Origin of the sequence: Streptomyces sp. NPDC048415, from assembly GCF_040651675.1 — a bacterium.
Lineage (GTDB): Bacteria > Actinomycetota > Actinomycetes > Streptomycetales > Streptomycetaceae > Streptomyces.
In genome coordinates this window covers 42,598-64,027 of the sequence record NZ_JBEZKJ010000036.1, presented here as the reverse complement: position 1 = coordinate 64,027, position 21,430 = coordinate 42,598, and the positions used below count along the sequence as shown (strand labels likewise).

The window sequence follows — 21,430 nt, the reverse complement described above, 5'->3', positions numbered from 1 at the left end:
GTCAACCCATGCGACAGGCGCTCCACCGGCTCGCCGGGATGACGGCCGACGAGCGTGCCGCGTTCCTCGGCCGCGCGCAGGCGGCCGGTCCGGCCGCCGCAGCCGTGGGCCCCGAGCCCGCCGTCGAGCCCGCCGGGCCGGGCCAGGCCCATCAGCTGTTCCTCGATCGACTCTGGTCGGGTGACGGTGCTCCGTATGTGGTGCCCTTCGCACTCCGGCTGACCGGGCCGCTGTCGGTGCCCGCGCTGCGGCGGGCCCTTCAGGACGTCGCCGATCGGCACAAGGTGCTTGCCTGCCGCTTCCGGTTCGAGGACGGCACCGCGATGGCCGTCCCCGGGCCGCCGCCCGAACTGTCCGTCGTGCCGGTGGCGGGCGCGACGGAGGCCGACCGGCAGCGGGCGGCGTTCGCGTACGCCGAGGAGCGCGCCCGCCTCCGGTTCGACCTGGAGAACGGTCCGGTGGTCCGCAGCGAGCTGATCTCGCTCGCGCCGCAGGACCACCTGCTGTTGTGGATCGTGCATCACATCGCCGCCGACGGCTGGTCGGTCGGAGTGCTCATCGAGGAACTGAGCGCGGCCTATCGGGCCCGGTTGGCCGGTACCACTCCTGTACTGCCGCCGTTGACCGTGCAGTTCGCGGACTTCGCCGCCTGGCAGTGGCGTCGTCTCGAGGAGGCCGACGACCGGATTGAGGCCTATCGGGCCCGGCTGGCCGGAGCCGCGCCGGCGTTCGTCCCCGCTGATCACGGGCGTCCCGCGGTGCAGACCTTCAACGGCCGAAGCATTCCGTTTCAGCTGTCCACGTCTGTCGCCGCGCAACTGCGTGAGCTGGCCAGGCGGCGCGGTGGCACGCTGTTCCCGGTCATGCTGGCGGCCCTGCACGTGCTCGTCGCCCGGTACAGCGGGCTGGACGACGGGGTCATCGGGGTAGTGGTGTCCGGGCGCGTGCGGCCGGGTACCGAGGCGCTGATCGGCCCGTTCGCCAACACGTTGCCGATGCGGATCGACGCCACCGGCGCACCGCGGTTCGGCGAGCTCGTCGATCGGGTCCAGGGCGCCATCCTGGCCGGACTCGCGGACCAGGACCTGCCGTTCGGGTCGCTCGTCCAGAGGCTCGGTGGCGCTCGTGACACCAGCCGCAATCCGCTCTATCAGGTGCTGTTCAGCATGGGGAGCCTGCCGCTCGGAGACGCGGAGGTACCGGTTACCCCCGAGCTGAGTCTGCGCCCGGTGGCGTTCTGCAACAACACCGCACGGCTGGATCTCGAGTTCACCGTGGAACAGTCGGGCGACGGCCTCGGCGGACGGCTCGACTACAACACCGACCTCTATGAGGGTCCGACGGTCGAGCGGCTGCTCGAGCAGTACGTCACCCTGCTGGCCGGCATCGCGGCGGAGCCCGACCTGCCGATCGGGCGGTATCCGTTGGAGCCCGAGGCTGCGCGGCTGGCGGCGTTGCGGACGGCCGCCGTGCCGACTCGGCCGGCGTTCGCGTCCACGTTCGGTGAGCTGTTCGCTCACCAGGTCGCACTGCGGCCACACGCGCCCGCGGTGCGCTGCGACGGCGCAGTGCTCAGCTTCGCGGAGCTTGAAGCGGCTTCGGACGCCATTGCCGCGGCGGTTCGGGAGCGTATCTCCGGCACGGAGCCCGTGGTGGCCGTTGGCACAGGCCGGTCGATCGAGTTACTGCCGGCCGTGCTCGGCATCTGGAAGGCCGGCGGCGTGTACCTGCCGCTGGAGCTGGAGTATCCGACAGAGCGGCTCGCCTACCTGCTGACCGACAGCGGCGCGCAGCTGATGCTGACCGCGGGGACCGAGCTGCCGGACTTCGACGGTCAGGCGCCCCCGTCGCTGGACGTCCGCGAGCTGCCACGCCGCACGCCCCCCCGGCACTTGGCGCCCGTGGATCCGGACCGACTTGCGTATATCATGTACACGTCAGGCTCGACGGGACGTCCGAAGGGCGTCGCGGTCACGCACCGCAGTCTGGGGAACTTCCTCGCCGCGATGGCCGAGCTCGATGTCATGAGCGCGAACGACGAGACCCTCGCACTGGCCAGCCTCCCGTTCGACGGCTCGGTGATCGAGCTGTTCCTGCCGCCGGTCGTCGGTGCGACGGTGACCGTGTGCCAGCGTGCGGACGCGCGGGACCCGCACCGGCTGGCGGCCCTTCTCCAGGGCGTGACAGTGCAGCACGGCACGCCGTCCACTTGGCGGATGCTGCTCGACGCCGGCGCCGACATGTCCGGGCTGCGATCCGCGCTCTCCGGGGGAGAGGCGCTGCCTCCCGAACTCGCCGACGAGCTCCGCGCTGCCGTCGCTCACGTGTGGAACCTGTACGGTCCGGCGGAGACGACGGTCTACTCGCTGGTCCAGCGACTGGACGGCAGCGCGGTACCGCTGATCGGCCCGCCGATCGCCGGGACGACCGTGCACGTCCTCGATGATGAGCTTCGTCCGGTGCCGCCCGGTGTGCTGGGGGAGCTGTTCATCGGCGGTGTCGGCCTCGCCCGCAGTTACGTCAACGGGCCGGAGCTGACCGCCGAGCGTTTCGTGAGGCATCCTGTGACCGGCGAGCGGCTGTACCGCACCGGCGACCTCTTCCGGCACCACGCCGACGGATCGCTCACCTGCCACGGGCGCAGGGATCACCAGCTGAAGATCCGCGGACACCGGGTCGAGCCGGACGAGATAGCGGTGGCGCTGGAGCGCGATGACCGGGTGCGTGAGGCCGTGGCCCTCGGCAGGGAGTTCGGCGACGGCGATCGGCGGATCGTGGCGTTCATCCGGCTCGCGGACGGCGTGACGACCAGTGAGTCCGAGCTGAAGGACGCAGTGCGCGCCTGGCTGCCCGCGTACATGGTTCCGGCTCGGATCGTCGCCGTGCCGGAGTTCCCTCTCAACTCCAGCGGCAAGGTGGACCGGCGCGCACTGGCGGAGCAGGACCTGGCGGACACCGGTCTTGCCGAGGGCGCCGGCGACGTGCCGGCCACCCCGACCCAGGAATGGCTGGCGGCGCTCTGGGCCGAACTGCTGGACCGCGAGCGGGTCGGTGTCCATGAGGACTTCTTCGGTGCCGGTGGACACTCCCTTCTCGCGGTCAAGATGCTGCACCGGGTCGTGGCCGGTCGCGGCGCCGTAGTCGGCCTCGGCGCCTTCCTCACCACTCCGACCATCGAAGCGCTGGCCACGCTGATCGACGGAGAGAACGCCACCGCCGAACTCGAACGTCAGGTCGACGCGATGAGCGACGACGAGGTGGCGACGCTGCTTGATGAACTCGAACAGTCCGAACCGATCCAGGAGAGTCACACCACTATGGCGATCTCTTCCGAAGACGAGGCCTACCAGCGGTTCCTGCTCGTCGCGCACGGCCACACGTTGTTCAACGCCGTCGTCGCGGGCCTGGAGTTGGACGTGTTCGGCCACCTGTCCGCGCAGCCGCAGGCCACTCTCGGCGAACTTGCGGACCAGGCCGGCATCGCACCGCACAAGATGCGCATCCTGCTCGCTTCGCTGTGCGCGATCGACCTCCTGGTCACAACCGATGGGCGGTACAGCAACGCGCCGGTCGCGGAGCGGCTGCTCGCACCGCGAGGCCCGGAAAGCTGGCGCAACATCTTCCTCTCCCGGCACCGCACCGACTATGCCGGAATGGCCCACACGACCCAGGCGCTGCGATCGGGCACCAACGACGGGCTGAAAGTGCACGCGGGGGAGGGCGGGTCGGTCTATGAACGGCTCGGCGCGGACCCGGAGACCGAGGCGATCCTGCACCAGTCGATCGCCGCTTTCGCTCACCAGGAGATGCACGGCCTGCTGCGAACCGCAGGCCTCGAGGGCACCGGGCACCTGCTCGACGTCGGCGGGGGCAGCGGCGCCAAGGCGGCCGCCATTGCCGGGCACCACCCGGGAATCACGGTCACGGTGTTCGACCTGCCATCGGTGACGGAACTCGCCGCGCGCACACTGCCGGCCGGCGTGGACGGCCGTGTGCGCTTCCAGCCGGGCGACATGTTCGTCGACCCGTTCCCGCCCGGCATGGACGCCATCCTGTTCAGCAGCGTGCTCGACGTCTTCGACGCCCAGCGGGTGGAGACGCTGCTCGCCAAGGCCTACGACGCGCTCGGCCCCGGCGGCCGTGTGTTGATCTATTCGTGCAACACGGCGCCGGACGAGGCGGGCGGAGTCATCGCCACATCACTGTCTCTGTTCTTGAACGTGATCGCCACAGGCGAGGGGATGGCGTACCCGGTCGCCGACTACGAGCGGATGCTGCGCAAGGCCGGTTTTGACCAGGTCAGCGCCGTCGGGGGACTGCCCATGGAGCATGCCATGATCACGGCCGTCAAACACTGAACGCCGTGTCCGCACCCCCGGGCCTCACAGTTCGCGAGTGCGGGTGGCGTAGGAGGCGAGCCGGTCGGACAGCCGCGCGAGGGCGTCGCGGAGCTCGGCCGGGTGGTGGACGGTGAGGGGACAGCCGAGCCCGGCCAGATAGCCTGCCATGGTGTCGAACCGCTCGGCGCGAGTGTCCAGCAGAATTCCCTCGGAGGTCTGGGTGAGGGTCGCTGCGGCCGGTGGGATGCGACGGGCGGCCTGCTCGAGGGTGGTGTGCAGGAGCACCCGGACCTGGTGTTTGCCGGCGACCTCGCCGAGGGACGCGGTGACCTGCGCGGCGGGGTCGAATCCAGGCGGCGGCGGGGCGGCTTGCGGGTCTGCGGCGGGCTGGAGGGACTGGATGCGGTCGATGCGGAATACCCGGATCGCGGCGCGGCGCGAGTCCAGTCCGGTCACGTACGAGCGGCCCGAGTGGAAGACCAGGCTGTAGGGGTCCAGGTCGCGTTCGGAGGTCTCGCCCCGCCACGAGCGGTAGGTGATGCTGACCCGGCGACGATCGCGTGCTGCGGCGGCGAGATCCAGGGCGATCCGAGGGTCGGGCGCGGTGACGGGCTCCGGATGGAGGGTGAAGGCGAGCGTGTCGCGGAGGGCGGCGGCCCGGTCCGCGACAGCGGCGGGCAGCACCCGGTTGATCTTGGCGAGGGCGCTCTCGGTGGAGCTTCCGGGCAGACCGTACGGATGGCCGGCCAGCAGCCCCAGGACGACCGCGTCGGCCTCACCGTCGGTGAGCGTGAGCGGTGGGAGTCGGAACGTGGGCGGCAGCCAGTAGCCGCCGTAGCGTCCGCGATCGGCGGTGACCGGAATGCCGAGATCGGTGAGGTGAGCGGCGTAGCGGCGCACGGTCCGCTCGTCCACGCCGAGCCGCTGCGCCAGGTCGCGGCCACTGATGCCGGGCCGGTCCTGCAGAAGCTCCAGCATCGCCAGGACGCGCGTCGTGGGTCGCTCCTTTGGCACAACCCGCTCTTCTCTCGCCGACTTATCCGGACCGATTTCGACCTGATTCAAGTCTACCTTCGGTGCGTCAGAAAGCAGGCGGAGCAAGGAGATCGTGGATGTCGACATACGTGCTGGTTCCTGGGTTCTTCTTCGGCCCGTGGGTCTGGGAGGAGGTCGGCAGGCTGCTGGACGACGCCGGGCACCAGGTGAGGGTGGTGTCGCTGACCGGGCAGGGCGAGCGGGCCGGTGAGGCGACTCCCGACGTGAGCGTCACCACCCATGTCGCCGACATCGTCGACGCGATCGGCGACCTGAGCGAGGTGGTGCTGGTCCTGCACAGCGGCGCGACGATCGCGGGTACTGCGGCCGCCGACCGGGTACCGGAGCGGCTGCGACGGATCGTCTACGTTGACACGGCCCCGTTTCCGGACGGAATGGCGCAGATCGAGTTCCTTCCCCCCGATGTACAGGCGGAGCAGCGGCGGCAGATCGAGACGGAGGGGCAGGGGTGGCTGTTGCCGGCCCGGCCGTTCGACGAGGACGACCAACTGCGGGACCCGGTCGCCCTGGCCGATCTCTCGGCGCGGGATCTGGCGCTGATGCGCCGGCGCGCGTCGGCGCAGCCCGCCGCGATGGTGCTGGGGCCCGCGCGCAGGCCCGCCGAGATCCCGGACACCCCCCGCACCCTGCTCGCCTGCACCTTCTCGATCGAGCAGGTGCAGGCCATGGTGGCGGCGGGCGTCCCGGCCTTCTCGATGCTGGCTGGTCCGGAGTGGACCATGACCGGGCTGCCGACCGGTCACTGGCCGATGCTGTCGCGGCCCAAGGAATTGGCGGAGCTCCTGGCCGGGAGCTGACGGCCGGTCGGCCTCACGCTCAGCCCGCCGTGGAGCTGAGCCTGAGTCCGGCCGCACCCCCCTCGGTGGGGGGCAGCTGGATCGCCTTGGTCTCGCAGAAGGAGGCCAGACCCCAGGCGCCGAGTTCGCGACCGTTGCCCGAGCTCTTGTATCCGCCGAAGGGCGCGCGCATGTTGAACGGGGCGCCGTTGACGTCCACCCGGCCGGTGCGCAGCTGCGCGGCGATCACGGTGGCGTGCTCGACGGTCCGGGACCACACCGCGCCGGACAGGCCGTAGTCGGTGCCGTTGGCGAGCCGGACCGCGTCGTCCTCGTCCCGGTACGGCAGCACCACGACGACCGGACCGAAGACCTCCTCGACAACCGCCCGTGCCCGCGGCGGCAGGTCGGCGAGCACCGCGGGGGTCAGGTAGCTGCCGCCGGCGGCCTCGGGAGGGACCTCACCGCCGGTGACCAGGGTCGCGCCGTCGGCGATTGCGTCGTCCAGGATGCCGCGCACCCGCTCGACCGAGTCGTGGTGGATCAGCGGTCCGACTTGGGTGGCCGGGTCCCAGGGGTCGCCGACTCGCAGGGCCCCGGCCGTCTCGGCTGCGATCGCCACGGCCTCGTCGTACTGGTCGGCCGGGACCAGGAGACGGCTCCAGGCAAAGCAGACCTGGCCGGTGTTGAAGTTCGCCTGTTGCACGGTCGCGGTCACCGCGGCGCGAAGGTCGGCGTCGGGCAGCACGATCGAGGCGCTCTTGCCGCCCAGTTCCAGGTTGACCCGCGCGGCCCGGGGCGCGGCCAGCTCGGAGACCCGGCGTCCGGCGCGGATTGAGCCGGTCAGTGAGACGACGGCGACCTCCTGGTGGGCGGCCAGCGCCTCGCCGGCCTGCGGACCGGTTCCGCACACCAGGTTGAACACACCGGGCGGCAGGTCGGTCTGCGCGATCAGCTCGGCCAGCAGGTAGCTGCTCAGCGGCGCCAGTTCGCTGGGCTTCAGCACCACGGTGCAGCCGGCCGCCAGCGCCGCTGGGATCTTCTGCAGATTCAACGCCACCGGCGCGTTCCACGGTGTGATGCACCCGGCGGTCCCGGCGGCCTCGGAGCGGACCAGGGAGTTGCCGATCCGCTGCTCCCAGACATGCTCTCGGGCGGCTTCGGTGCACGAGCGGAGGGCCTCGACGCCGAAGGAGACCTGGGCGTGCCGGGCCAGGGTCACCGGCATCCCGGTCTCCGCGGTCAGCACGCCGGCCACGGTGTCGGCGTGCTGGTCGAGCAGTTCGGTGAGCCGGTCGAGGTGCCGCAGGCGTTCCATGAGTGGTGTTCTCGACCAGGCGGGGAATGCCCGGGCGGCGGAGGCGACGGCGGCGTCCACATCGGCCTGGCCGCCGGCGGGCACTTCCGCGAGGGTGAGACCGGTCGCCGGATCGACGACCGGGAGGGCGTGGTCGCACTGGGCGGCGCGCCAGTCGCCGTCGATCCACTGGACCGAGCGTGAACGACGGGCCGCCGCAGGAATCGCGGCGCTCATAGTCTCCATGGGCGCAGCATCGACCGCGCTGGTTATCCGCCGGTGACGTAACCCTGGGGTAACTGCGATTCCTACAGTCGGACCTTGTTGTCCGCCGTCACGTTCGAGGAGTCGCGATGACGATCACTGTCCCGGGGGACAGCACGATCCGCACGCCAGACGGTAGCGCCGCGGCCGGCGGCGAGACGGTCGAGCTGCCGCCTCTGGTGCCGGATCCGGGCGCCGCTGGTGAACCGTTCCCTCTGACTCCTACCCAGCAGGCGCTGTGGGTCGGCCGGGCGGACGCCGTCGAGCTGGGCAATGTCGGATGCTACGGCTACTTCGAGTGGGAGCGGGACGAACTGGACCTGACCCGGTATCGCCGTGCCTGGGAGCGGCTGGTCGAGCACCATCCCGGGTTGCGCACCGTGGTAGGACCGGACGGCACCCAGTTCGTGCTCGAGCGGCCGGGGCCGGTACCGATCACGGTCAACGATCTGCGCGATGATCCGGAAGCGGCCCGGCGGCTGGAGGAGAGCCGCGCCGAAGGAGGCCATCGGATCCTCGACCCCGAAACCTGGCCGATGTTCGACCTCCGGGTGGTGCTGCTGTCCGACCGGGTCCGGGTGCAACTCGGCATCGACCTCCAGCTGATGGACGCGAGCAGCCTGTTCCTCAATCTCTTTCCCGACCTGATCGCGCTGTACGAGGACCCGGACGCGGCGCTGGCACCACAGCTGCTCGCGTTCCGGGACTTCGCCCGGTGGCTGGATGAGGACGTGCGCGGGGGAGCGCGGTGGCGGGCTGACTGGAGCTACTGGCAGGAGCGCATCGATGGTCTGCCGCCTGCGCCCGACCTGCCTGCGGCGCGGTACACCGGGGAGGGACCGGGCCAGTTCGAACGGTGCACGGTCCGTTATCCCGCGGAGGAGTTCGCGGTGTTGCGCCAACGGGCCCTCGGGTATCACCTCACCGAGACCGAACTGCTCGTCGGCGCGTTCGCCGAGGTGCTCCGCGGCTGGAGCTCCGACCCCGCATTCACCCTCAACGTGCCGATCTTCCAACGGTTCGACGTGCCCGGCATCGAGGACGTGATCGGGGACTACACCAACGCGATCCTGCTCGAGGTCCGCCCGGCGGGGCAGACCGTGGCCGAGCGGATCGTCAGCCTGGCCGATCAGCTGCGCGCCGACATCCGGCACGCGAGCGTGAACGGCGTAGATGTGCTGCGTGAGCTGGCCCGGCGCCGAGGTCTCGCTGCCGCGTCCATGCCGGTCGTGGTGACCAGCCTGCTCGGGCTGCCACCCGCCCGATCGATCACCGAGTTCGGCGCGGAGGTGCACTCGATCACGCAGACCCCGCAGGTGTCGCTGGACTTCCAGATCCGGGAGGAGGACGGGGAGCTCCGGCTGGTGTGGGACCACCGGTCCGGCGCTTTCGCGCCCGGCGTCGTCGCGGACGCGTTCGAGGCATTCCGGGACCTGATCGGGCGGATGCTCGCGGACGAGCCGGGTCACGGCGTCTGGAATGCCCCGCACCTCGACATGCGCAGCAGGCGTGACCGGGCGGTCTGGAACGAGGCCAACGACACCGCCGAGCCAGTACCCGCTGTGCTTCTGCAGGAGCGGTTCTTCGCCCAGGCGCGGCGGACGCCCGACGCGGACGCCGTCGTGGCGCCCGATCGGCGGCTGACCTACGACGAGCTGGCCGACCACGCGCACCGCATCGGAAACGGGCTGCGCGAGAAGGACGTACGGCCCGGGGAACTGGTCGGCGTGGTGATGGACAAGGGCTGGGAGCAGTACGCCGCCGTCTACGGCATCCTGGCCGCCGGCGGCGCCTACCTGCCGCTCGACGCGGAGACACCGCGGGGGCGGATCGCCCGGCTGCTGGAGTCGGCCGAGGTGAGCATCGTCCTCACCCAGTCCCGCCTGGCGGACTCGCTCGACCTGCCGGCCGGGGTGACCGTGCTGCGAGCCGACACCGACTTCGAGACCGCGTCCACCGCCCCGCTCACCGCTGTCCAGGGACCGGACGACCCGGCTTACGTCATCTACACGTCGGGATCCACCGGGGACCCGAAGGGCGTCATGGTCGGGCACCGCGGTGTGGCAAACCTGGTGCGGGACGTGCAGCGGCGGTTCGCAGTCACCTCGGCGGACCGCCTCCTGGCGATCTCCGGGCTGCACTTCGACGCGTCGATCTACGACGTTTTCGGCCCGCTGGGCTGCGGGGCCGCGGTCGTCATCCCGCCGCCGTTCCGGCGCGCCGAACCAGACGTCTGGGTCGATCTGGTGCGGGACGAGCGGGTGACGATCTGGAACTCGGTACCGGTGCTGATGGAACTGCTGGTCGGCGAGGCGGAGACCCGTAGTGACCGGCCGCTCGGCACACTCAGGCTCGCGGTGCTGTCCGGTGACTGGATTCCGCTGAACCTGCCCGATCGGGCGCGCGCCCAGGCGTCCGGGCTGCGGGTCGTCGGATCGGGCGGTCCCACCGAGACCATCTGCTGGTCGCTCTTCTACCCGATCGGCGCGGTCGATCCGGAATGGACGAGCATCCCCTACGGAAAACCGATCGCCAATCAGCGGTACTACATAGTGGACCGGGACCTGCGGCCGCGCCCGACGTGGGCGCGCGGCGAGATGGCCGTGGCGAGCCCGCTGGGCCTGGCCATCGGCTACCTCGGCGACCCTGAGCGCACCCAGGCCAAGTTCGTCACGCTTCCGGGGACCGGCGAGCGCGCCTATCTGACCGGGGACTTCGGCCGTCTGCTGCCGAACGGTGACATCGAGATCCTCGGCCGGGAGGACTTCCAGGTCAAGATCGCCGGGCAGCGGATCGAGCTCGGCGAGATCGAGGCGGTACTGAACCGTGTCGACGGGGTGCGGACCGCGGTCGTGACGGCGCCGCGCAGCAGCGCCGCCGTGGTCCGGCTGCAGGCCTTCGTGGTGCTGGAAACGAGCGCGAGCTTGAGCGCGGACGCGCTGCGGGCGTACCTGTCCGAGGAACTGCCCGCCGCCATGGTGCCCGCGGCGATCAGGTTTCTGCCCGAGCTGCCGCTCACCGCCAACGGCAAGGTCGACCGCCTGGCGCTCGCGAGTCTTGCGGCTGCCCCCGAACTGCCGGCCGAACCTGAGCCGCAGACCGATACCGGGTTGCTGGCGGAGCTCGTCGCGGCCTGCGTGGGGGAGATCCTCGGACTTGCCGAGGTCGCCACGACGGGCAACTTCTTCCGGCTGGGTGGCGACTCGCTGAGCGGCACCCGACTGGCCGCCCGGTTGCAGGAGTTGCTCGGTGCCCCCGTGCCGATCCGCACCGTGTTCGGCAATCCGGTGATCTCCGACCTTGCGTCGGTGATCGCCGCCGATCCGGCCGCCGGATCGCAGGCGCTGCGGGTCGCACAGTTACTGCACACCCTGGAGGAGCCGGATGAGGAGTCGGCCGCCGTCACGGAGCGGCCCCCGAGCGCGCTCGCCGAGGACGACCCGGATCTGGCGGACCTGCTCGCACGCGAGCACATCCGGCAGCAGGACACCCTGGTGCTGGTTGCCTCCTCCAGCGTGGCGCCACCCTCGGTACTGGCCTGTGCGGGCTCGTCGCTGGCCAACCTGACCATGGAGGGGTATCCGGGCGGCCGCTACCACGCGGGCGCCGAGATCGCCGACGAGGTCGAGCGCCTCGCCATCAGCCGAGCCTGCGCGCTCTTCCAGGCTCGGGCCGCGAATGTCCAGCCGCACTCGGGATCCTCGGCCAACCTCGCAGTCCTCATGGGGCTGTTGGAGCCGGGCGACACCATTCTCGGACTCGACCTGGATTGCGGCGGGCATCTGTCGCACGGCTCGGCTGCCTCGGTCACCGGACGCTACTTCCGCTCCGTCTGCTATCGCACGGGCGACGACGATCTGCTGGATTACGAGCAGATCGCCGCGCTGGCTACCGAGCACCGGCCGAAGGTCATCATCTCCGGTGCCAGCGCCTACCCCAGGGAGATCGACTTCGCCCGGTTCCGGGAGATCGCCGACACGGTGGACGCGTATCTGATCGCCGACATCTCGCACATCTCCGGTCTGGTGGCCACCGGGCTGCACCCGAGCCCGATCGACCACGCGCATCTGACCACCACAAGCACCTACAAGCAGCTCTACGGGCCTCGAGGCGGCATGATCCTGCTCGGCCGGGACGCAGACGCGCCCGGACCGGACGGTCGGGTGCCGCTGCGGAAGCTGGTCGACCGCGCGGTGTTCCCGCTCGTGCAGGGCACGCCCGATCTCGGCAACGTGGCGGCCAAGGCGCGGGCTCTGCATGCGGCCGCCCAACCCGCGTTCCGTGCCGTGATGGAGCTGGTGCTCGACAACGCCGTCGCCATCGGAGATCAGCTGAAGCGCCGCGCCCTGCGGGTGGTCACGGGTGGCACCGACACTCACATGGTCCTCGTCGACCTGCGACCCTACGGAGTTACCGGCGCCGACGCCGAGGAGGCCCTGGAAGCCTGCGGGATCCTGGTCAACCGAAACCGGGTGCCCGGCGACGACACGCCGCCGCGGGTGACCGGAGGGATCAGGCTCGGCACCAACACGCTGGCTGCGCGGGCCGTCCCGCCCGAGACGGCCGCCCTGTGCGCGGATCTGATCGCGGACGTGGTCGAGGAACTGCGCACCGCCGGTGTCGTGCACCCGGCGGTGGCCGCCAAGATCCGGGCCGAGGTCCGCCGGATCTGCGCCGAGCACCCCATCCCTGGGTACGCGGATGACCGCGGTCACGAACAGGGCGGGCCGTCGGGCCGCCCTGTCAGCAGTCACTTCGGAGATCTGGCAACGCAATTGCCGTGAGTGCACTTCGGGAGGCCGCTCTTGAGCGTGGGAGCCGTTACCACTCAAGTGATGGGCGACATCGCCATCATCCTGCTCGTCTCATCGCTGCTCGGCGGGCTGGCCACACGTTTCGGCCAGCCCGTGGTCATCGGGCAGATCCTGACCGGGGTGGCGCTCGGCCCGACCCTGCTGGGCCGGCTCCCGGGGGATCTGACCGGCAGGCTGTTTCCGCAGGAGGTCCTCCCGTATCTGAGCGTGCTCGCCCAGGTTGCCATCGTCACCTTCATGTTCGTGGTCGGCTACGAGCTCAACCTCGGGTCCTTGCGCATGAGCAGCAGGACGACGCTGTCGGTGGCGGCCGCGGCCCTGCTCGTCCCGATGGGCCTGGGCGCGGGCGCGGTCCTCCTCATGCCGTCCGCCTTCACCTCGGTGGGAGAACACGACGTCGACTCGCGCTCCTTCGTGCTGTTCATGGCCGTCGCCGTGTCGATCACGGCGTTACCCGTGCTGGCGGCCATCGTCCGGGAGTCCGGGATCGCCGGCACTCGCGCCAGCGTGATCGCGCTGTCCGCCGCCGGTGTCATGGACGTGGCCGCCTGGACCGCACTCGCTGCGGCGATGCCGGGTGAGTCGCACGGCCTGCCGGCTTGGCAGACCGTCCTGCTGACCGCCGGTCTCGTGCTGGGCGGTGGCCTGATTGTCCGTCCGCTGCTGCGCTGGTGGATCCACCGGCCCGGCAGTATGTTCACCCATCAGCTGCCCATGGCGATCGTCCTGGCGATGGGCTGTGCCTGGGCCACCTCCGAACTGGGCCTGCACGCGGTCTTTGGTGGATTCCTGGCCGGGCTGCTCATGCCGCGCCGCGACGGTGTGCCCGACCTCGACGTCCTGCGGGCGATGGAGGGAGCTGCCGGCCTGCTGTTGCCGCTGTTCTTCGTGGTGACCGGGCTTTCCTTGAACGTCGGCGCGATCGGTCGAAGCAGTGTGCTCCTGCTCTGCCTGATTCTGCTGATCTCGGTCGCGGGCAAACTGGTGCCCGGCTATCTGGCGAGCCGGCTGAACGGCCTGGACAGGCGCGAGTCGGCCACCATCGCGGCGCTGCTCAACACCCGCGGGCTCACCGAGCTCATCGCGCTCAATGTCGGCCTGAGCGCCGGAATCATCCATGGCCGGCTCTTCACCGTCCTGGTTCTGATGGCCCTGATCACGACGGCCACGGCCAGCCCGCTGCTGACTCTCCTCGCCCTGCCCCGCCGCCCGGCGTCCGCCTCCGACGAAGCGGTCCCGTCCGCCGGCCTCAACGAGACCTGAGTGGGGGCCCGGCAGCCCGAGGAGCCGGCGCCCAGGCCACGATCGTCGTCACCGCACCGTTCGAACGGGACGCGAACCTGGATGGATCATCCATGGTTCGATCAGGCCCTAAGTACTTGACCTGCGCAACTCGCGGGCGCGTGGGCAGACATTGGTCGAGATCCAGTCCAGCGTCGGGCGAAGTTCGCGCCAGGTCTTGGCCACCCACTGGACCGCTGACGGGTGGCCGGCAGCGGCTCGGTCGCAGCTGCGGCCGATGTCCAGCGTTCGGTGACGTAGAAGCCCCACGCGCGGGTGGTCGGCCGGGATCCCGCGTGGCCTGGTCTGCAGCGTGACCCCGCCAATGGTGAATCCGAGCGTCTCCAGGCCGTTCACGAGGAACTCCAGTTCTTCGCCTCGGTTTTCGGTCACCACCGAGCGGTACGCGGCCGTCTCCTGAGGGGCGCGTGAGTAGTACCGTCCGGTGGCGTGCAGGCCGGAGGCATCGAGGTGGAGCCAGAAGCCGAGGCCTGGTTCGAGATCCACCAGCGCCCCCTGGTAAGTCTTGTACGGCGACTTGTCGTTGGACGCCCGAGTGTCCCGCTGGGGCCGCAGCATCCGAAGCGCGCCGAACTCCGGGGACAGTTCTGCGACCAGGTTCGCCATCGGCTCGCGGACTGCCCGCTCGTATCTGTCGCGGTGCTGTCGCCAGAACGATGTCGAGTTGTCCAGGCCAAGCTCTCGGAAGAAGTCGAACGCCTCGTCCGGAATCCCGGTGAAGACCATGGGTTCATCCTGCTTTCGTACCGAAGCTGAGGAATTCGCGCACTGATCTCAGCGAACAGCACCTCGGGAAGTGATCGGCCGTCGCTGTCGCCAATCCAATCCGGCCAGGGTCGCTCGTGTCTATTCACAGGGCTGACTGAACTGGACCGCTGCACCCCGGCACCCTGGTCATCGATCGGGGGCGATGGGGCGGACGGCGGCAAAGAAGCCGGGGACGCGGATCGTGCTCTGGTCGGACTCGGGGTCGACGGCATGCATCTCCGCAGGGCCGGTAGACAGCCATCGCCATTGGTCGCGGGGGAAGTAGTGGTCCAGGTCCGTCGGGCCGAAGCGGGTCGAGTGCCGTACGCCTGCGGCTTCGAGTGGCCGGACCAGATGTGCGGCTCGGCCGCGGGCGCCACCCACATGGCCGAGATAGCCGAACGAGCTCGCCGCGTAGTCGGGTTCGATCATGAGCACACCTGCTCGGCCATCGGTGAGCAGGGTCATGGCGGCGGCCATCGCGGCGCGTTCCTCGTCGCCGAGGACGTGCAGGACCGCGCGCACAAAGACGTTGGCCGGGCCGATCCGTGTCGCCAGCGCCTTGACGGTGTCCAGGTCACCCGGGTCGAGGACGTCGAAGGACAAGTTGTCGAGCCCGGCGCCCTCTTCGCGGGCCCTGGCGATCGCAGTGGGTGACACGTCGACCCCGACCACGGTGCGGAACCGGGTGGCGAGCGCCCTGGCGTACCGACCGTTGCCGCAGCCCAGGTCGACGACCGGCAGCGCCGGATCCAGGTGCCGCGCCGTGGCGTCGAGGAGCCAGCGCATCTCGTCGGCGTCGTCGGCGTCCCACAACACGTCTCCGCCGCGGCCGGTGGAGTCCACCGATGCCCAGTACTGCTCCCATGCCGTCCCGGTGCGCTTCGCACCGGCGTCCACCTCCGCGTCGGCAGCGTCGGCCGCATGCCGGGCGACACCGTAGCGGAAGTCGTCGGTGCGCCAGGCATCGCGCGTAGTGAGCCGACCCAGCAGGTCGAGGAAGGCGGTGAACATCTCGCCGATCAATCCGTCGGGGTAGACGGCCTGGATGTAGTCCCAGTTGAACCGCAGGCCCCCGTCGTCGGTCTCGAAGGCCTGGAAGTCCAGGCTCACTTGGGGGGTCTGGGAGATCCCGTACACCGCTGAGCCGAACGTGGTGTCCCGTTGGTCAGGCGGGTAGCCGACCAGGCTGGTCATCACCACCGGCATCGCGGGCACCAGCGTTCCGCGCGAGCGGGTCAATGCGCGCAGGACCTGGATGCCGGTGAAATGGCGGTGCTCGAGATCGGACCAGAGCCGCCGCTGCAGCGTCTGAGCGCGGTCTGCGAACGTCCGTCCGGCCCCGGCGGCTTCCAGGAGCAGCGTCGTGGTCGTGTGACCGATCACCTTGGTGATCTGGGGATGCAAGGGCAGCCGACTGAACAGCGGGAAGTTCAGGCAGAACGACGGTTTGGCGGACCAGGACCGCAGCACCTCGGCGTAGGCGGCGGCGAGCACGCCGGATCCGGTGACGCCGTGCTCGCTGGCCAGGGTGGCGATCGTCGCCCAGTCCTCGGCGCCGAGGACGCCGCTGTACCGTTCGATCTTGGCCTGCAGTACGGGTTGGGTCGTCGGCCGTTCGGGCAACAGTGGCGCGCCGGGTAGCGATTCGAGCCGGTCCAGCCAGTACCACTGGGAGCGCTGGTAGACGTCGCTCTCCTCGAGGTTCGCCGCGAGGCCGAGCACGTAGTCGCGGAACGTCAGCCGCAGTGGTTCGAGCGTCGAGCCCCGGCCCGCGTACAGCTCACTCAGCTCGGGAACGATCACCTGGAAGTAGCTCCAGGCGTCGGCGACCAGGAAGTCGAGCACCAGGTGTATCCGGGTCCTGCCGCCGGGCAGGAGGGTCAGCCTCAGATCGAACAGCGGCCACTTGGCCGCGTCGAGGATGGCGTGCGACAACTGGTCGCGCACGGCCAGCAGTTCCCGCTCGGGGTCCGCTGCCTCCCGCAGGTCGTGGTGCCTGATCACGAAGTCGGGAACCTCCGCGAGCACCCGCTGGGTGCCGTCGACCAGCACGATGGTGCGCAACGCGTCGTGGCGCTCGACCAGCGTCTGCCAGGCTTGCTCGAACGCGTCGAGGTCGAGGTCGTCCGACTCCCACTCGAAGTATCCGTGGCAGCCGACGTTTCCGAGCTCGACCATGCTGCCGCGGCCGATCCACATCGCCTGCTGTCCGTCGTTCAGCGGGAACGGATCGAATCGTGCGGCCGGGTTCGGCTCGATCGGCGGCAGATCCGCGAAGGCGGCCGAGCCCGCCAGGCCTGCGTCGACGGCCGCGGACAGCTCGGCCGCGGTCGGGTTCGCGTACAGCTCCGTCATCGACAGCTCGACGTCGAACCGACCGCGCAGTTCGTCGATGAGCCGGAAGGCCAGCAGCGAGTGGCCGCCGAGATGGAAGAAGTTGTCGGTCATCGAGATCGTTCGACCGTCGAAGATCTCGGTCCACAGCCGGGCCATGGCGGCCTCGGTCTCGGTCCGGGCGGGGACGAAGTCGTCATCACTCTGCCCCGCCGGATCCGGTGCGGGCAGTGAACGCAGGTCCGTCTTGCCGTTCGGCAATCGAGGGATCTCCGGCAGCGGCGTCACCGTCGACGGCACCATGTAGTACGGCAACCGATCACTGAGCCTGGCTTTCAGCGCGGCGCCGTCCAGGTCGGCGCCGTCCACTGCGGTGACGTAGGCAGCCAGCTGTCGGCCACCCTGACCCGTCTCGACGGTGGTGACCACCGCCTCGGCCACCTCGGAGCAGCCGATCAGGGCGGATTCCACCTCGCCGAGCTCGACCCGGAAGCCCCGGATCTTCACCTGGGCGTCGCCCCTGCCGAGGATCTCGATCGCGCCGTCCGCCCGGTACCGGGCGAGATCGCCGGTGTCGTAGGCGAGCCCGGTCCCGGTCACCGGGTCGGGGCGGAACAGCTTCGCAGTCAGCTCAGGCCGGTTGTGGTATCCGGCGGACAGCCCGGCCCCACCGATCAGCAGCCGGCCGGTCAGCCCCGGTGGCACCGGACGGTCGAGCTCGTCGAGTACGTAGGCGCGGACGTTGGCGATCGGCCGTCCCGCGGGCACCGGATGCGCCGCCTTGATGTGCGACGAGGTCGCCTGACTGGTCAGGTCGATACCGGCGCCCAGGTCCAGGCAGGTCAGCGCGTTGGTGCTTTCGGTGGTGCCGTAGGTCATGACGACGCGGAACGGGGTGTCCACGGGCGGCCAGCTGTGCACCCGCTCCGCGGTGGTGACCAAGATGCGCAGCGCGGCGTCCGCGGGCCAGTCGAGTGCCCAGGCCGGTTCCGCGAGGGCGGCCACGAGCATGGTATGGGTGACCTTCTCCGCGACCAGCCAGTCCCGCAGCTGCGCCGGGGACAGCGCGTGCCGCGCCGCAGGGACACATACCGTGGCGCCGAGCGCGAGGTAAGGCATCCACTCCATGATCTGGACCCCGAACCCGGGCGCGGACAGCCAGGAGGCTCGATCGCCGGGCCGTACCCCGTAGGCGCGGCCGGTCCAGTGCACCAGGTTCTCTATCGCGTGCAGGCGTTCGAGGACCGCCTTCGGTTCCCCTGTCGATCCCGAGGTGTAGATGAGGTGACTGATGGGGTCCGGATCCACGGTGGCGGCCGGGGGCTCACCGGGTGCGGCCGCGGTGGCCGCGATGTCGAGGACCGGCGGGCCGTCCGGGAGCCGGTCGCCCAGATCGTCGCTGGTCAAGACCGCCGTGGCCGCGCTGTCGCGGAGCATGAACGAGATCCGCGCGTCAGGGTTGACCGGGTCGAACGGGACGATCGCCGCGCCGGCCTTCAGGATGCCGAAGACGGCAAGCACGTAGTCGGCGCCGCGCGGGCAGAACAACCCGACGCGGTCCCCGGCCGCGACCCCGACCCGCCGCAGCTCGGCGGCGATCTGGTCACTGCGCCGGTCCAGCTCGGCGAAGGAGATGATGAGGTCGCCGTGCTCCACCGCCGGAGCGTTCGGGCGGGCGCGCACCTGCGCCGCGACCAGGTCGAGGTATCCGGTCGACGGCCAGTCGGCGGCGGTGCGGTTCCACCCCTCGGTGATGAGCCGCTGGTCCTCAGCGGTCAGCAGGTCGACTGTCGTCAACGGCGTGCTCGGGGCGGCCGCCGCCTGTTCGCCGAGCAGCCGCAGCTGACCGGCCAGCCGTTGCAGCGTCGCCGGCTCCCACAGCCGCGCGTCACCGGCCACGCTGACGACGCCGTCCGCCAGCTCGACCGCGATGTCGCCGACGCCGCGATGCTCCCCGGGCTCACCCGCGGTCACCGCCACCGGGGCGGACGGCTGGCGGGACGGCTGGAACGACGGCCCGTCGAGCACCTCCACCGTGGCGGAGATCAGGTTGCCGACCAGCGTCTCCTGAGCCACCGGCACCTCGTACCAGCCGCTCGTGCCGGCCAGCCACACCCGGTCGTGACCGTTGTAACGGGCGAGGAGGGCGACCCACACTCCGGACCACCACCGGTGGTCGCGGCCGAGACTGCTGCCGGCCGGTGCGACGTGCCAGGGGCGGTGCGGCTCACGAAGGTCGCCGGGGGCGGCCGGCCGGTCCGCGAGCAGCGCCGGCGGCGGTTCTACGGCAGGGGTGGGCATCATTGGTCGCCTTCCTGGCGGTCTTGAGTAGGGGGAAGGGCGTCCCAGGAGCGGTATGACCGGCGCGCGTAGACGAGTGGCGTCCCGGGCAGCACGCAGGAGTCGGTGACCGTGCCGAAAATCATCGTGTGGTCGCCGATTTCGACCGTGTGGACGACATCGCACAGCGCGTACGCGCAGGCGTCCTCGGTGAGCAACGGCAGCCCCGTCCCCGACATGCGCCAGTCGACCAGGGCGAACCGGTCGGGGACGTCGGTTGAGAACACCCGGGCCGTGCGTTCGGCCCCGCCGTGCAGCAGGTTCACCGCGAACATCCCGTGCCGGAGGGCGGCGGTACGCGTCGAACTGGCGGTGCGCAGGCACACCGCCAGCGTCGCCGGTTCGAGACATACGCTGGTCAGCGAAGAACAGGTCATACCCCGGGGACCGTCGGTCGCCGGCGCGGTGACCACGGTGACTCCGGTCACGAGCGATCCCATGACCCGGCGGAACGCCTGCTCCGCCGTGACGGAGGTTGCCGAGGTGTTGGTCACGCTGTCCGCCGCGGCGCCCATGCGGCGGTGGGCTGCGGCGATTCGTCCCGGTGCAGCTGCCGCAGATACTCGTAGGTCGAGGGCAGATCGGAGACCAGTCGGCGCTGGCGCGCTTTCACGTCGGCAAAGGCCTGTTCGGCTGAGGCCACCGAGTCGGGCCGGTAGGAGAGGATCGGCAGTGCAGTTCGTGGCCGGACGCCGAGCCCTGCGAAAACCGAGTAGTAGCTCCCGTTCGTCCAGAAGTTGCGGAACTCCGCCTCGAAGTTGCCGTAGTAGGTGCGCTCGTCGGTCGCCGGAGGGTTGATCGGGACTCCGGAGCGGAACATCTCGATCTTCTCCTTGATCTGGTCGGCCAGGGTGAGGTCCTTGGTGGCCTGCCAGAACGGCGTGTCGGTGCGCGGGGACAGTGAGTAGTGCGCCTGCAAGAAGTCCCGGGTGTCGTCGAACATGTCGACGATCTCGCGGTTGAACCGGTCGCGCAGTACCGGGTCGACGTTGCGTTCCGGAAAGTGCTTGACCAACTGGTACAGCGAGGCGGTGATGAAGTAGATGCCGGTCGACTCCAAGGGCTCGACGAAGCACGAGGACAGTCCGATGCTGACGCAGTTGCCCACCCAGGCGCGGCGGTTGCGGCCGACCCGGAACTTGATGTGGTTGAGCGGGACCTTCTCGGGGTCCAGCCCCCACAGCCGGCACAGATCGCGGGTGGCCTCGTCCTTGCTCGCGAACGTGTCGCAGTACACGTAGCCGGTGCCGAACCGGCCCAGCATCGGAATCTTCCAAGTCCACCCGGCGGGCATCGCGATCGATGAGGTGAAGGGCTCGATCCCGTTCGCCTCGTCGTCGTGCGGGACCTGGGTAGCGACCGCGCTGTTGTTCAGCAAGTGGTCGTTCATGTCGATGAAGGGCTCGCCGAGTGTCTTGTTGATCAGCAGGCCACGCAGGCCACTGCAGTCGACGAAGAGGTCGCCCTCGACGACCTGGCCCGATTCCAGCGTGACCGACTCGATGGAGCCGCGCGGGTCGACCCGGACGTTCGAGACGGTGCCCTCGATGTGCAGCACGCCATGCTTGGCAGTGGCGAAGTCGCGGAGGAACTCGGCCACGAGGGCGGCGTCGAAGTGCCAGGCGTAGTTCGTGCAGCGGGTGCCGTCGAGGAACCGGGGTGAGCGCTTCGCGTCCATCAACGGCGGTTCGACGAAGCTCGCGTAGTCGAACGGCTCGCTGGTCGTGTTGGCCAGGTGCTTTCGCGTCCAGTAGTGCGACAGCGGCACACCGTCGGGGGAGGGCAGCAGGCCGAACGGATGGTAGAAGTGGTCTGACCAGGTGCCGTCGTGCCGGCTGGTCGGTTCACCCGGACCCGGCGTACGCCAGTTGATGAACTTGACGGCCATCTTGAAACCGGCGTTGCACTTGCTCATCCACTCCTCTTCCGGCAGGCCGAGGTAGTCGAAGAAGACCCGCTGGAGGTTGGGCACGGTCGCCTCACCGACGCCGATTCGCGGAATCGCCGGTGCCTCGACGACGCTGATGGCGGCCTGGCCGGACAGCGCCTTTCCGAGGTAGGACGCGGCCATCCAACCGGCGGTGCCGCCGCCGATGATGACGATGTTGCGAATGGGCTCCCCCATGGTGACCTCCATCAGATGGTTGTCTTCGCCGC

Annotated in this window: 10 protein-coding genes; 4 read left to right on the top strand and 6 right to left on the bottom strand. The window is 70.1% G+C overall.

Annotated features, from left to right (window positions below; all coding sequences use genetic code 11):
• Window positions 1-8 precede the first annotated feature (8 nt).
• Window positions 9-4,358: an amino acid adenylation domain-containing protein gene (locus tag AB0D27_RS23500; RefSeq protein WP_362511981.1), complete on the top strand. Its 4,350-nt coding sequence runs from the start codon at window positions 9-11 to the stop codon at window positions 4,356-4,358.
• A 24-nt stretch (window positions 4,359-4,382) separates the two neighbouring features.
• Here the strand turns inward: AB0D27_RS23500 and AB0D27_RS23495 are convergent, their stop codons facing one another.
• On the bottom strand, window positions 4,383-5,354 hold the full coding sequence (locus AB0D27_RS23495) for a WYL domain-containing protein (protein ID WP_362511978.1): 972 nt from the start codon (window positions 5,352-5,354) through the stop codon (window positions 4,383-4,385).
• A 98-nt stretch (window positions 5,355-5,452) separates the two neighbouring features.
• On the opposite strand from AB0D27_RS23495, the gene AB0D27_RS23490 reads away from it, so the two are divergent.
• The gene (locus AB0D27_RS23490; protein WP_362511975.1) at window positions 5,453-6,193 is read left to right on the top strand and encodes an alpha/beta hydrolase; all 741 of its coding nucleotides are present in this window, start codon (window positions 5,453-5,455) and stop codon (window positions 6,191-6,193) included.
• Between the two features lie 19 nt (window positions 6,194-6,212).
• On the opposite strand, the gene AB0D27_RS23485 is transcribed toward AB0D27_RS23490, so the two are convergent.
• On the bottom strand, window positions 6,213-7,715 hold the full coding sequence (locus AB0D27_RS23485) for an aldehyde dehydrogenase family protein (protein ID WP_362511972.1): 1,503 nt from the start codon (window positions 7,713-7,715) through the stop codon (window positions 6,213-6,215).
• Window positions 7,716-7,822: 107 nt separating this feature from the next.
• On the opposite strand from AB0D27_RS23485, the gene AB0D27_RS23480 reads away from it, so the two are divergent.
• Together AB0D27_RS23480 and AB0D27_RS23475 are read left to right on the top strand one after the other, a co-directional pair.
• Window positions 7,823-12,517 carry a serine hydroxymethyltransferase gene (locus AB0D27_RS23480; protein WP_362511969.1) on the top strand — a complete coding sequence of 1,565 codons (4,695 nt, stop codon included), beginning with the start codon at window positions 7,823-7,825 and terminating at the stop codon, window positions 12,515-12,517.
• Between the two features lie 51 nt (window positions 12,518-12,568).
• Window positions 12,569-13,810: a cation:proton antiporter gene (locus tag AB0D27_RS23475; protein WP_362511967.1), complete on the top strand. Its 1,242-nt coding sequence runs from the start codon at window positions 12,569-12,571 to the stop codon at window positions 13,808-13,810.
• 108 nt (window positions 13,811-13,918) lie between these two features.
• On the opposite strand, the gene AB0D27_RS23470 is transcribed toward AB0D27_RS23475, so the two are convergent.
• The 4 genes from AB0D27_RS23470 to AB0D27_RS23455 all read right to left on the bottom strand — a co-directional run bounded on the left by AB0D27_RS23470 (window position 13,919) and on the right by AB0D27_RS23455 (window position 21,398).
• On the bottom strand, window positions 13,919-14,575 hold the full coding sequence (locus AB0D27_RS23470; RefSeq protein ID WP_362511964.1) for a DUF2461 domain-containing protein: 657 nt from the start codon (window positions 14,573-14,575) through the stop codon (window positions 13,919-13,921).
• Window positions 14,576-14,743: 168 nt separating this feature from the next.
• A complete protein-coding gene (locus AB0D27_RS23465; protein WP_362511961.1) occupies window positions 14,744-19,237 on the bottom strand; it encodes an amino acid adenylation domain-containing protein in 4,494 nt (1,497 codons plus the stop codon).
• Complete coding sequence (locus tag AB0D27_RS23460; protein WP_362511958.1) at window positions 19,234-19,767, bottom strand: flavin reductase family protein; 534 nt, start codon at window positions 19,765-19,767, stop codon at window positions 19,234-19,236. Before AB0D27_RS23460 ends, AB0D27_RS23465 begins: the two co-directional genes overlap by 4 nt.
• Complete coding sequence (locus AB0D27_RS23455) at window positions 19,764-21,398, bottom strand: tryptophan halogenase family protein (RefSeq protein WP_362511957.1); 1,635 nt, start codon at window positions 21,396-21,398, stop codon at window positions 19,764-19,766. The genes AB0D27_RS23460 and AB0D27_RS23455 overlap by 4 nt, the downstream gene beginning before the upstream one ends.
• Between the last annotated feature and the right edge of the window lie 32 nt (window positions 21,399-21,430).

Bases quoted from the DNA above. Each gene is read 5' to 3' on its own strand.
- AB0D27_RS23500 (WP_362511981.1), top strand. From the start codon at position 9: ATGCGACAGGCGCTCCACCGGCTCGCCGGGATGACGGCCGACGAGCGT.
- AB0D27_RS23490 (WP_362511975.1), top strand. From the start codon at position 5,453: ATGTCGACATACGTGCTGGTTCCTGGGTTCTTCTTCGGCCCGTGGGTC.
- AB0D27_RS23485 (WP_362511972.1), bottom strand. From the start codon at position 7,715: ATGGAGACTATGAGCGCCGCGATTCCTGCGGCGGCCCGTCGTTCACGC.
- AB0D27_RS23480 (WP_362511969.1), top strand. From the start codon at position 7,823: ATGACGATCACTGTCCCGGGGGACAGCACGATCCGCACGCCAGACGGT.
- AB0D27_RS23475 (WP_362511967.1), top strand. From the start codon at position 12,569: ATGGGCGACATCGCCATCATCCTGCTCGTCTCATCGCTGCTCGGCGGG.
- AB0D27_RS23470 (WP_362511964.1), bottom strand. From the start codon at position 14,575: ATGGTCTTCACCGGGATTCCGGACGAGGCGTTCGACTTCTTCCGAGAG.
- AB0D27_RS23465 (WP_362511961.1), bottom strand. From the start codon at position 19,237: ATGATGCCCACCCCTGCCGTAGAACCGCCGCCGGCGCTGCTCGCGGAC.
- AB0D27_RS23455 (WP_362511957.1), bottom strand. From the start codon at position 21,398: ATGGGGGAGCCCATTCGCAACATCGTCATCATCGGCGGCGGCACCGCC.